Origin of the sequence: Novacetimonas maltaceti, from assembly GCF_002906255.1 — a bacterium.
In the GTDB taxonomy this organism is placed as follows: Bacteria; Pseudomonadota; Alphaproteobacteria; order Acetobacterales; family Acetobacteraceae; genus Novacetimonas; species Novacetimonas maltaceti.
Genome location: NZ_POTC01000033.1, coordinates 21,283 through 33,996 on the forward strand (window position 1 = coordinate 21,283; position 12,714 = coordinate 33,996).

At 61.7% G+C, this 12,714-nt stretch carries 9 protein-coding genes; 2 read left to right on the forward strand and 7 right to left on the reverse strand.

The window, feature by feature from the left end; translation table 11 throughout:
* Positions 1-50: 50 nt before the first annotated feature.
* The 4 genes from KMAL_RS11450 to KMAL_RS11465 all read right to left on the reverse strand — a co-directional run bounded on the left by KMAL_RS11450 (position 51) and on the right by KMAL_RS11465 (position 5,702).
* Positions 51-1,679, reverse strand: coding sequence for an FGGY-family carbohydrate kinase (locus KMAL_RS11450; RefSeq protein ID WP_110095838.1), 1,629 nt, complete (start codon positions 1,677-1,679; stop codon positions 51-53).
* Between the two features lie 61 nt (positions 1,680-1,740).
* Positions 1,741-2,580, reverse strand: a complete 840-nt coding sequence (locus tag KMAL_RS11455; RefSeq protein WP_110095839.1) for an MIP/aquaporin family protein — start codon at positions 2,578-2,580, stop codon at positions 1,741-1,743.
* Between the two features lie 35 nt (positions 2,581-2,615).
* Positions 2,616-4,115, reverse strand: a complete 1,500-nt coding sequence (gene glpK, locus KMAL_RS11460) for a glycerol kinase GlpK (protein WP_110095840.1) — start codon at positions 4,113-4,115, stop codon at positions 2,616-2,618.
* 87 nt (positions 4,116-4,202) lie between these two features.
* A complete protein-coding gene (locus KMAL_RS11465; RefSeq protein ID WP_110095841.1) occupies positions 4,203-5,702 on the reverse strand; it encodes a carbohydrate porin in 1,500 nt (499 codons plus the stop codon).
* Between the two features lie 738 nt (positions 5,703-6,440).
* Between KMAL_RS11465 and KMAL_RS11470 the strand changes: the two genes are divergently transcribed.
* Both KMAL_RS11470 and cydB read left to right on the forward strand, forming a co-directional pair.
* Positions 6,441-7,874, forward strand: coding sequence for a cytochrome ubiquinol oxidase subunit I (locus KMAL_RS11470; protein WP_110095842.1), 1,434 nt, complete (start codon positions 6,441-6,443; stop codon positions 7,872-7,874).
* Positions 7,875-7,877: 3 nt separating this feature from the next.
* Complete coding sequence (gene cydB, locus KMAL_RS11475; RefSeq protein ID WP_110095843.1) at positions 7,878-8,897, forward strand: cytochrome d ubiquinol oxidase subunit II; 1,020 nt, start codon at positions 7,878-7,880, stop codon at positions 8,895-8,897.
* Positions 8,898-9,082: 185 nt separating this feature from the next.
* Here the strand turns inward: cydB and KMAL_RS11485 are convergent, their stop codons facing one another.
* From KMAL_RS11485 to KMAL_RS11495, 3 genes are all read right to left on the reverse strand, one after another.
* Positions 9,083-10,342, reverse strand: a complete 1,260-nt coding sequence (locus KMAL_RS11485; protein WP_110095845.1) for a pyridoxal-phosphate-dependent aminotransferase family protein — start codon at positions 10,340-10,342, stop codon at positions 9,083-9,085.
* A complete protein-coding gene (locus tag KMAL_RS11490; RefSeq protein WP_110095846.1) occupies positions 10,339-11,598 on the reverse strand; it encodes an allantoate amidohydrolase in 1,260 nt (419 codons plus the stop codon). The genes KMAL_RS11485 and KMAL_RS11490 overlap by 4 nt, the downstream gene beginning before the upstream one ends.
* Before the next feature lie 70 nt (positions 11,599-11,668).
* Complete coding sequence (locus KMAL_RS11495) at positions 11,669-12,574, reverse strand: TonB-dependent receptor domain-containing protein (RefSeq protein ID WP_239020100.1); 906 nt, start codon at positions 12,572-12,574, stop codon at positions 11,669-11,671.
* Positions 12,575-12,714: the final 140 nt, after the last annotated feature.

Consider the following 12,714-nt stretch of genomic DNA (forward strand, 5'->3'; position numbering starts at 1 on the left):
GTTTTTCTGTAAAGCGCCACGGTCGCGTTCCGGTTCCCCTAATGCCTGCCTTATTTGTTCATGATCTGCCGGTAATGGAGTTGGTCGGCATACATCCGGGTAAAGACCCTGAATTTCCTGTCGTGGAAACCGGCACTGCGGGGACAGGGCCGTATCTCCGCCCGGATGCGCGTCATGGCGGTCATGGCATCCCGGATCGACGGATATGCCCCGCCTGCCACCGCTCCCAGTATCGCGCTGCCCAGCAATACGGCATCGGGTTCTTCGGGCAGCAGGATGCGACAGCCGGTGGCATTGGCGTGTTCACGCACGAACACGGGGTTTTTCGTTCCCCCGCCGGTCGCGATGATCGTATCGATCGCATAGCCCTGCCTGTTCAGCACAGACACGATATCGCGGGTGCCATAGGCCAGGGCCTGCACCGTCGCCAGATACAGTAACGCCAGATCCTGCGCCGTGGCATGCAGCCCCAGTCCGCAGACCATGCCGCGCAGGGTAGGGTCGGCATGGGGGGAACGGTTGCCGTGGAAATCCGGCATGACGTGCAGGTCTTTCGTCAGCACACCGGCAGGCCCGTCGCCTTCGGAGGCGACAAGCAGGTCGTTGAGGACCTGATAGACGGTCCTGCCGTCCCTTTCGGCCTGCTGGCGCAATGCCGGCGTGGCGGGATGGGTCGTGATGAGGAAGTCAATCAGGCTGCCGGTGGCCGACTGGCCCGCCTCGTTGAGCCACATGCCGGGCAGCATCGCATCGCGGTAGGGGCCCCACACACCGGGCACGAAACGCGGTTCGCGGGAGACCGCCATATGGCAGCCTGACGTTCCGCCAATCAGCGCCAGGCGGCGGTCGAAGTCGGGCGGTCTGTCCCCGGTCATGCCCCCGATCACGCCAATGCCGCCCGCATGCGCATCAATGGCGGAAACCGCGACGGGAGTGCCTGCCGGAAGGCCGAGTTCCATGGCCGCCCGCGCATCCAGCCCGTGGCCGACACGCTCTCCAAGCGGCCTGATGTCCGTACCGATGCGGCGGTAACCCTCATCAGCCAGCATGCCAAGGCCGATGGCGCGGAAATAGGCGTCGTCCCAACGGTCTTCGTGGGCAAGGTAGGTCCATTTGCACACGGTCGAACAGCGTGAGCGTGAAGCGGACCCCGTGGCGCGCCAGGTCAGGTAATCCGGCAGGTCAAGGAAAAGGGCGGCGTGCGCGAACATGTCGGGCAGGTGACGCCTGAGCCATAGCAGCTTGGGCGTTTCCATCTCCGGTGAAATCACGCCGCCCACGTAACGCAGGACATCGTGGTGGCCTGCATTGATTTCGGCCGCTTCGGCCATGGCGCGATGATCCATCCACAGGATCACGTCCTGCCCGGGCGCACCGTCAACATCGATGGAAAGTGGCTGGCCATCAGGTCCCACCACCACCAGCGAGCAGGTGGCGTCGAACCCGATGCCACGCACATCCAGCGCTTCTCCCGCTGCATCCCGTGCCATGGGCATGGCAAGGGCGACGCTGTCGCATACCGCGCGCCATATGTCAGCAGAGGACTGCTGCATGTAATCAGCGCGCGGCTGCCAAGTGCGGGTTGGCGTGACCCCCGCGCCCAGCTTGCGGCCATCAAGTGTGAAAATGCCCGCACGCGCACTGCCGGTTCCCACATCAATGCCGATGACAACATCCATCTACCGTATCCATTCCTTCATGTCGGGGCGGCGGGCCTGTCCGCTCACGGGTGGGCGTTCTTCATTCCCCGACAATGAATGTCTCTTCCACGACCTTGCCCTGCAGGGCCTTTTGCGCGCGCAGTTGCGCGGGCAGGAACGGGTAGATCAGGTATTCATAGGCCGTTGCCCCCAGCACGCCGCCAATCAGGGGACCGGCGACAGGCACCCACCAGTAATGGCCCACGGCCGGAAGGGCGGCTTCATGCCAGCCTGCAATATAGGCGAACATACGGGGGCCAAGGTCACGGGCGGGGTTGATGGCCCATGCCTCCAGATACCCCATGGAGGCGCCGATGGCCGCGACCAGGAAACCGATGATCAACGCCCCGAAATTGGCGCCGGGCGCCATTTCGTTATACTGTTCGGTAATGGCAAAGATGCCGAATACCAGTATGGCGGTCAGGATGATTTCATCGCTGAAGGCATGCCAGACGGTAATGCCCGGCGCGGGCGCGGTAAAGAATACGCCCGCGCCGCCACCACCGGCGCGGGTCAACTGGTGCACGTCATTGAAATGGTTGATGACGGGGTAATACAGCGCGTAAACCAGCGCCGCCCCCACAAAGCCCCCCACGATCTGCGCAAGCCAGTAGGGGACGACCTTTTTCCATGGAAAGCCACGGTAGGTGGCCAGCGCCAGCGTGACCGCGGGGTTGGCATGCGTGCCCGAAACCGATCCGGTGGCATAGATGGCAACAGTAACGCCCAGCCCCCATACGATGCACACGCCCCAGTAGGCATGCAGGTAAGGGCTTGGGTCATAGAGGAGATACATCGCCGCCACGGAATCACCAAAGGCGATGATGATGAATACGGCAAGAGCTTCGGAAATAAGCTCGCCCAGGAATTCCCGATTCATTGGCCTGTTTCCTTGCATATCTGGCCTGAGCCAAATCATTCGGCCCAGTCAAAGGATTTCTGTACTGCCTTCTTCCACCATGCCAGGTAGCGCTCACGCTGTTCCGGCGGCATCGTGGGCTGCCAGGTGCGGTCCACCTCCCAGTTGGCGCGCAGGTCATCGATGTTCTTCCAGTAACCCACGGCCAGTCCCGCGGCATAGGCCGCACCCAGCGCGGTCGTTTCCACCACCTTGGGGCGCACGACCGGAACATTGAGGATATCGGCCTGGAACTGCATGAGCAGTTCGTTCGCCACCATGCCGCCATCCGTCTTCAGGCTGCTCAGTACGATGCCGCTGTCCGCCTCCATGGCCGCAACGACATCGCGCACCTGATAGGCTGTCGCCTCCAGCGTCGCGCGTGCGAAATGCGCCCGCGTGACATAGCGGGTCAGTCCCACGATGACCCCGCGGGCATTCTCCTTCCAGTACGGCGCGTACAGGCCGGAAAACGCGGGCACGATGTAAATGCCGCCATTATCCGCCACGCTGCGGGCCAGCGGCTCGATCTGTGTCGCCAGGTCAAACAGCTTCAGGTTATCGCGCAGCCACTGTACCAGCGCGCCGGTAATGGCGATGGAACCTTCCAGCGCGTAACGGGGTTTTTCCGTGCCGAACTGGTAGGCGACCGTCGTTAGCAGCCCCGCCTTTGACTGGACCGGGTCGGTGCCGGTGTTCATCAGCAGGAACGAACCGGTGCCATAGGTGTTCTTGGCCTCTCCCGGTGAAAAACAGGTCTGTCCCACCAGGGCCGCCTGCTGGTCACCCAGGATGCCGGCAAGTTTCGTGCCCTGCAGGCTGGGGATCGTGATCGTGCCATACACCTGCGATGAAGGCACGATGCGGGGCAGGCAGGCGGGGGGGATGGAAAATGCCTTGAGCATGTCCTCATCCCACGCGCAGGTCTTCAGGTCCATCAACTGCGTGCGCGAGGCATTGGTCACGTCGGTAATGTGGATGCCGCCCCTGACGCCCCCTGTCAGGTTCCATGAAAGCCAGCTATCGATCGTGCCGAACAGCGCCTGCCCGCTTTCGGCCTTCTGCCGCGCGCCGTCCACGTTATCGAGCAGCCAGCGCAGCTTCAGGCCCGCAAAATAGCTTGCCAGCGGCAGGCCCGTAATGGCGCGGAAGCGGTCCTGCCCCCCATCGCGGGCATATTCGCTGACCAACTGGTCCACGCGGGTGTCCTGCCATACGATGGCGTTGTGCAGGGGAAGGCCCGTTGTCCTGTCCCACAGGACGGCGGTCTCGCGCTGGTTGGTGATGCCCACCGCCACCAGGCTGCCTGCCCCCAGGTTGGCCCGCGCCATGGCGGCGCCGATCATTTCATTGGTATTTTCAAGGATTTCTATCGGGTCATGTTCAACCCATCCCGGCTGGGGATAGATCTGGCGGTGTTCCTTCTGCGCGACGGAAACGATGGTTCCCTTCCGGTCGAATATCATGAACCGGGAACTGGTTGTGCCCTGGTCTATCGCGCCCACGTAATCCGTCATGCTGCATTCCTTTTTTTGTTGTTATGTCCGGACAGTAATGTTCCACGATCCCGGAAATATTATTTTCACAGCGTCTCTGTCCGCATTTCAGAGATTGGTGGTGAACTGGAACCCGATGACCGCCGCATCATGGAAGGTTGTCGTGGCCCCGGGACGCTGCAGGTACTGGAAATCCGGCTGGAAGGCCGTGCCACGGGCCACATGGATGCTGTAGAAGGCTTCCCAGGCGTTTTCATGGCTCTGGATGCCATAGACGGCGCCCCACTGGTTGGGCAGGTAGGGCAGGCCAAGCGCAAGCGAGGATTCCTGCTGCAGGGCCACGGTGTGGCTCATTTCCATATACTGGAACATGACGCCTATCTGATCCAGCGGGCGGCCCCATGGCGTGCCGCTTTGCAGCAGGCCGATCCATTCATGGTCGCGCATGGCCACCTCGCTGCCCTGCGTGTAGTCAACGCCGCCGATCACGATCAGGCCGTTCGCCAGTCCGTCTCCGCTGCGGTGGATCATCTGGTTGAACATCAGCCACGCCGCGTTCATGCCAGCTTCATACCGGCGTGGCAGCCCTGTCGCCTGGAATGAATTGCCGTTTATGTCGGCATAAAGGTTGGGATAGCGGGAATTGTCATACCAGTACCCGATCTTGTAGTGCCCCAGCAGGTGGTGCCTGCCAAAGGAGGGGCTCCAGCCGATTTCGACCTGGGAGGAAAGCTTTCCCAACCCGTCCTGTCCCAGCGCCCAGCCCGAGATGCCGCCGTTATAGGCATGGGGACTGACGGCAAAGATGCCGCCCATGATATAGGTCCGCAGCGTGGGGCGCACCCGCAGGACCGCCCCCAGGTTGCCCGATGGCCAGTCCCGTCCGCCCGGCACGTATTTGGAAGGGGCGGGATTGCCGCATGCCGATACGTTCATGAACGAACAGGCAAGATAATCCTGATTGAAAAAACTTCCCGTCGGGATGACACCGACCGAAAGGATGATGCGGTCACGCAGGAATCCCTTGTCGGCATACATGTCCACCAGGTGGGCAACCACGTTGCCGCGCGCGCCATAGATTTCTTCAGGATTGGTTACTGAATCCCCCATGGCGTTGGAAAGGCTGCTCCCATGGCCATTGACGACCAGCATATGGGTCCAGAAGGCCGGAATCCCCGCAAGACGCTGCCAGTCTATGTCCAGGGCTGCCGCGACCTGACCGGCCAGTACGTTGGCGCGCTGCTTGCCGCCGGTAATGTTGGCCATATATTCTTCATTGACGGTGACATTGAGGAAAATGCCCCGGTTTGTCAGCCATGGCTGTATCCCGCCCCAGTTGCCGAACAGGTGGGGCGTTGCGGTCAGCATTGGCACGAGCGGGCCGATTGCGACCTGTCCCATTTCGGTCATGGGAAAGGCTGTCGGGTCGTAATGGGTCGTAAAGGCGGTCTTGGCGGTTTCCGTCTGGGCCAATACTTCGGAAGTGAGCGTGCAACTGATGAACAGCATTCCCACCGTAACGGCCACAAGCCTGATAAGGGCGGGAAAGTCATTCCATGTTATTGCAGACTTGTTCTGATTCTTGGCGTATGTCGTGATGACACACATTGTCTGCTCTCCCTTCCCGGACGATTGGGGTCACGGGTTTGGTTGTCAGGAACAGGATGTGTATCGATTTGTGGACGGGAAAGATTTGGTTCATGAATGACACAAGTTCGTGAATAATTCATTCACCCTGAACTGGTTGTAATTTGTACATCTCCATACCATGAAGTAAAAATGTATCGCACGTAGAATGGATTTCAGGTGTTGACTGGTGGCAGGATTCCTGTGGCATGAAACATGCCCTGTGTTCCCCGGCCGCACATACGCGCCTGTCAGGTGGAAGTTGCGCGCCGCGCATGCAGGTCCGGGGGCATCTGCCGGTTCACGGACCGAAAACAGGCACCGCCATTCCCAATGATCAGGAATGCAGACGCCGCAGGTCTCCGAAAAAAGCTCTGTCCGCCCCTGTGCAGGCCGAAGGCAGGAACGCTGGACCGGTCATATCCATATATGAAAATATGTGATGTGGTAAAAATATTTTCAGATCCGTCATCAGTCCTGTCCTGATGCCCACGTTTCCCCGTAACCGGCCGGGCCTTAACAATCCCGCAGTGATAAATGCTGTTTATGACCTCATGTATAATCTGTCTTGGACGGCATGCGCCTGATTGACCTACGACGTGTTCCACGACACCGGGGCCTGCATCGACCTTTCAGGCCGGTCCATGGCCTGCGGGAACACTATGCCGGGAAGTCACTTATGATTTCTGTTACGCCCGACATGAGTTTTGGAAAGTATCGATGCCGCATGCACACGACCAGGCGCTCCTTCTGGCGCGCTTCCAGTTCGCCTTTACAGTAGGCGTCCATATCATCTTTCCAGCCTTTTCAATCGGACTTGCAGCCTATCTGGCTGTTCTGGAAGGGCTGTGGCTCAGGACCGGACGGCCTGTATTCCTTGACCTGTACCGATACTGGATCAGGGTGTTTTCCATCGTCTTCGGCATGGGTGTCGTTTCGGGACTGGTCATGTCGTATGAATTCGGCACCAACTGGTCGATCTTTTCCAAAAAGGCCGGGCCGATCACGGGTGTACTCCTGTCCTACGAGGTCATGACTGCCTTCTTCCTTGAGGCAGGCTTCCTCGGTGTCATGCTGTTTGGCATGAACCGGGTGGGGCGCAGGCTGCATTTTGCCGCCACATGCTGTGTGTCGGTCGGCACCCTGATCTCCATGACATGGATCCTGTCGTCCAATTCATGGATGCAGACACCGCGTGGCTATACCATCGACCCGGCCACCGGGCGGTTCATGCCTGCCGACTGGCTGGCCATCATCTTCAACCCGTCCTTTCCGTTCCGTCTGGTGCATATGGGGCTGGCGGCTTTCCTGTCCGTTGCCTTCATCGTGGGGGCAACGGCGGCGTGGCATATGCTCAGGGCACGCAGGGCAGGGAAGGGCGCCTGCGAACCGGTGCGGGTCATGTTTTCCATGGCCATGTGGATGGCCGCGATCGTGGCGCCCCTGCAGATACTGGCGGGCGACGCGCATGGCCTGAACACGCTGAAATACCAGCCCGCCAAGATTGCTGCGATGGAGGGGGACTGGGTTTCGGAAGACCATGCGCCTGAACTGCTGTTCGGCATTCCCAACATGAAGACCGAACATACGGATTATGCCATCAAACTGCCGCTGGCCGGTTCGCTGATCCTGACGCACAGCCTGAATGGCAAGGTGCCGGGCATGAAGGATTTTCCGCGTGACCAGCGGCCGCCTTCACCGGTCATCTTCTTCTCTTTCCGCATCATGGTGGCACTCGGCATGCTGATGATGCTGGTTGGATTGTGGTCGCTGTGGCTGCGCAGGAACGGCACCCTGTTCACCAACCCGGTTTTCCACCGTGTGGCACTCTGCATGGCGCCTGCGGGTTTTCTCGCGCTGCTGTGCGGGTGGATCACGACGGAGGTCGGCCGTCAGCCATGGACGGTCTATGGCCTGCTGCGCACATCCGACAGCGTATCGCCGGTCGCGCTGTCGTCCATGGCGTTTTCGATGACGGCATTCGTGGTGGTCTATGTGCTCGTGTTTGGTTCCGGTCTGGGAATTCTGGTCCGTGTGCTGGGGCGCGCGCCGCAGGAAGGCGAACATGACACCAGTCCCGCCCATGCGCCCGATATCCTGGCGGCCCGCACGCTTCCGGGCGTGATTGATCCTTCTTCCGGCAAAGGAGCCTGAGCCATGACGGACTTCGCATACTGGCTTCCCATCGTGTGGGCCGTCATACTGGTGGCCGCCATTTCCATCTATGTCGTCCTTGATGGCTTTGACCTTGGCATCGGGATGCTGTTCGCGCTTGAACGCCACCCGGACCGCCGGGATGTGATGGTCAACACCATCGCCCCGGTGTGGGATGGCAACGAGACGTGGATGGTACTGGGCGGGGCGGTGCTGTACGGCGTCTTTCCCGGTGCCTACGCTACCCTGCTGCCAGCTTTCTACCTGCCAATCGTGCTGATGCTACTGGCCCTGATCTTCCGTGGCGTGGCGTTCGAATTCCGTGTCATGATGCGCGGGACGGGCCGGGAAGGGGTGTGGAACGCCGGTTTCATGGCCGGTTCCGCCATCGCCGCCTTCTGCCAGGGTGTGATCCTTGGCGGCGTGGTGCAGGGGATCAGGGTTGTCGACGGGGCCTTTGCCGGTGGGCCGTTCGACTGGCTGACGCCGTTCAGCATCCTGTGCGGCCTGTCGGTCATGTGCGGATACGCCCTGCTGGGGGCAACGTGGCTGATCTGGCGCACCACCGGCGTGCTGGAGGCGTCCTGCCGCCGCTGGGCCGCCCGGCTGGCCGTGGGCCTGTTCATCGGCATCGTGGCCGTCAGCCTGTGGACGCCCCTGCTGCACGCACCGTACCTGCGCCGCTGGACCGACTGGCCCAACATCGTGTTTGTCGCCCCCGTGCCGGTTCTGGTAGTCGTGCTGGCCGTCCTGTTCGTGATGGGGCTGCGCAGGGGGCATTCGAAGGGGCCGTTCCTGTGCGCACTGGGCTGGTTCTTCCTGTGCCTGTCCGGGCTGGGGATTACGGTGTGGCCCTATGCGGTTCCGCCGGGCCTGACACTGTGGGACGTGTCGTCCCCGCCCTCCAGCCAGCTCTTCCAACTGGTCGGCACGGTCATCCTGCTGCCGATCGTCCTGACCTACACGATCTATTCCTACCATGTCTTTCGCGGAAAGGTGACACAGACCGATGGGTATCACTGAGATTGTCCGTGGGAACGGGGATGACGCGCCCCCACGGACCGGTACACGGATCGCATGGTTCATTGCGATCTGGTCACTGAGCACTGCGGTGTTTTTCGGGGCGGCGTCCCTGCTGCACCTGATCGTCCCCAGGTAAACCGGGCGGCCTGCCCGGTCCCTTCTCCGTCAGGCAGGGCTGGGTGCCGTTACCTCACATGTGGGCTGGCGGCATCGTTGCTGCTGTTGTAGGCCGCCAGCGCCGCATCCACCCCCGCACCAGCGGCAAAGGCATGGCCTTCGCCGCGCAGCACGGCTTCGAGTGCGCCAAGGGTGAGCAGCACCTTTGACTTCCCGGCGTTGTAGCCCATGGCCCCGATGCGCCAGATCCGGCCCTGCAGCGGGCCGAAGGCGGAGCCGATCTCGATTTCGAAATCATCGCGCATGCGACTGCGCACCTTCTCGCCATCAATGCCCTTGGGAATGTAAACGCCGGTGACGTTCGTCATGCGGCACCTGTCATCCCCGAACAGCGTCAGTCCCATCGCACGCAGGCCCGCCCCCATCGCGCGGGAGGCGGCCGCATGACGGGCAAAACGGGCCTGCAGCCCTTCTTCCAGCACGATGCGGGCGGCCTCGCGCGCTGCGTACAGCATGCTGGTTGCCTCGGTATGGTGGTTCAGGCGCTTTTCGGACCAGTAATCCATGACCATGGCGAGGTCGAAATAGTTGGAGGGAATGCGCGCACGCGTGCCATCACGCGTGTTGCTGTCGCGGATTCCGGCTTCCACATGGCGGCGGGCGAAGATGTGTTCCGCCGCGCGGTCGGAAATGGTGATGGGGGCTGAACCCGGCGGGCCGCCCATGCATTTCTGCAGGCCGCCGCTGACCACATCCACGCCCCAGCGGTCGGTCGCGACCTCCATGCCGCCCAGTGTGGCGGTGGTGTCAACATAGGACAGCACGTCGTGCCTGCGGCACAGCGCCCCCACACCGTCGAGTGGCTGGGCCATGGTGGTGGAGGTATCGCCATGGATGCACGCCAGTACATGCGGACGGTGGGTGATGATCGCATCCTCGATCTGCCCCAGCGTCGCGACCTCGCCCCATGGAATGTCCAGTGTTGCGATTTCCGCGCCGATCCGCTGCGCGATTTCCGACAGCAGCAGCCCGAACCGGCCCGCGCGCACGATCAGCAGCTTCATGCCCGGTTCGATCAGGGAGACCAGCGACGCCTCGATCCCGGCGCGGGCCGTGCCGTCCACAAGGAAGGTCCAGCGGTTTTCGGTCATGAAAACCTGACGGTAGAGGTCCATCGTCTGGTTCATGTAGCCCGTCATCTCCGGGTCGAACTGGCCCAGCATGTCGGCGGCCATGGCCCGCAGGACGCGCGGGTGCACGTTGACCGGCCCCGGCCCCATCAGAAGCCGGGCGGGAGGGTTGATCTGGCCGTAAAATGTCTGGGTCATCCGAAACGTCTTTCAAAAAGTCCGATAAAGGTCGTCATCGCCCGCAGGGCCAGGCCGGCATCCGCATCGGTTACGGATTCAGCGGGATTGTGGCTGATCCCCCCGGCACAGCGGATGAACAGCATGGAAACCGGCGCCAGATGCGCCATGACCATCGCATCATGTCCCGCGCCGCTGACCAGCAGTCGTGCAGGGGTATGGGTCACCGCGCGCACGGCGTGCTTCATAAGGTCCGTAAGGCGCGGACCGCACGGTGTGGCGTCGAGGTCCTGCTGCAGCACCACATCCATCCCCAGTCCGCGCCGCTTTGCCACCTGATGGGCGATGTGCAGGATTTCGCGCGCCGCGTCATCGCGCGTGGCATTTGTCCCGGCACGCACGTCAATGGTGAACGCCACGTGGCCGGGCACGACATTGGCCGCACCGGGTGCTACCTCCAGCGAACCGACGGTCGCGACCAGTCCGTCCCCGCCCGCGCGTCCCACGCGCTCGACCGCAAGGATGATCTCTGCCGCTCCCGCCAGCGCGTCACGGCGCAGTTTCATGGCCACGGTGCCCGCATGTCCCGCCATGCCGCACAGCGTCACGCGATAGCGGTGCTGTGCTGCGATGGCGCTGACCACCCCAAGGGCATGGCCTTCGGCCTCCAGCACCGGTCCCTGTTCTATATGCGCCTCGACATAGGCAACGACCGGGTCATCCCGGCGCGATGCCATGTGCATCCGTTTGGCATCCAGACCGTATTCCCGCAGGGCGGTGGCCAGTGTCGCGGTCCCCATGCAGTCCGTCATGTCCGGGTCAGGGGATTCCAGCACGCCAGCCACGGCATGGGATGTGAGCATCCCGCGCGGGAAGCGTGAGCCTTCCTCATCACCGAAGCCAATGACTTCCAGTGCAAAGGGAAACCGCTTTCCCTGCCTTGCGAAATGGGCCACCGCCTCGATCCCCAGCACCACGCCCAGCATGCCGTCGAAGAAACCGCCATCGCGCACGCTGTCGATATGCGAACCGATCAGCACCACCGGCGCATCGGGGCTCTGTCCCCCGTAACGGCCGATCAGGTTGCCCGCCGCGTCCATGCGGGTGGCCATGCCCGCATCCTGCATCCACTGCGCAAGACGTTCGCACGTTGCGCGGTAGGACGGGCCAAGATAGGGACGGAACAGGCCGCCCTCCATCTGGGAATATGGCGCGCGGCCCAGCTCGGTGCAGCGCGCGACCGCACGGGCTCCGCAGGCGTCGTTTCCACCATGCATCCGTTCAATGTTCCCTGCCTGTCGTGCTGTCACCGGAGCGCGTCCCGATGGCATGCCCGGACATGATGAATCAGTAGGTGTAGTTGATGCGCGCACCCACGAAGCGCGGGTTCCCCGGTATGACGGAGTAGAAGGTGGACTGCGTGCCACCGGACAGCCAGTAATGCCGGTCGGCCAGGTTCTGCCCGTAAACGGTGACGGACCAGTGCTGCTGCGGGGCGGAGAATGTCAGGAAGCTGTTGACCAGGAAATAGGCCGGTGCGCGGTAATACCCGCCATAGCCGATATATTGCGGCTGGGTCTGCGCGCCACGATAGCTGTAATCGACATCGAAGGTCATGCGGTAGTTGCGCAGTACTTTCCATGTATAGGTCGCGGACCCGCTGAGCGTCAGGTTGGCCAGCCCCATGGAGGCGCCATTGTAATTGGTATTTACCGCGGTCCATTGCCCGGTCGCATTGTACAGGTCGGTGGTGGCGGATTTGTTCACGCCCTGGTACTGGCTGTACACGCCATGCTGGTAGCCGAAATTCTGTGTCAGCGTCATGCCGCGGAAGGGGCGGAGCATCGCATTGAATTCCGCGCCATAGATGTAGGAACGCGGCGCATTCACATACGTGCCTTCCGTGCCATATTGCGGCACGACAATCGTGCCCAGAAGCTGCTGGTCACGGTAATCATAATAGAACCCCGCCGCATTGAAGCGGATGCGGTCATGCATGAAGGATGTCTTGAACCCACCTTCATAGCTCAGCACCTGTTCAGGCTTGAAGGGACGCAACTGCGCGGAAACGCTTGTCATGTTTGCCGAGAAGCCACCCGGCTTGAAGCCACGGCGGAAATCGACATAGGTCATGATGTCGGGCGTGACCTGGTATTCCAGTCCCACCCGGCCGGAAAACTGGTTGGCAAGCGCGCCGCTGGACCCGAATGACTGGATTTTCGGCGCGCCCGTCCCCTCATAGGTCGTGCCCACGAGGTTCAGGAGTTGGAGGGTTCTAAAAACCCCCTGGTTTTGAGGTCTTCTGTATGATTCTATTTCTTCTGCGTTGATTGAGGGAATGGCGATATGAAGCAGCCTGGTTTTTTTGATGTTGAAGAGCGGCTTTCCCGGTT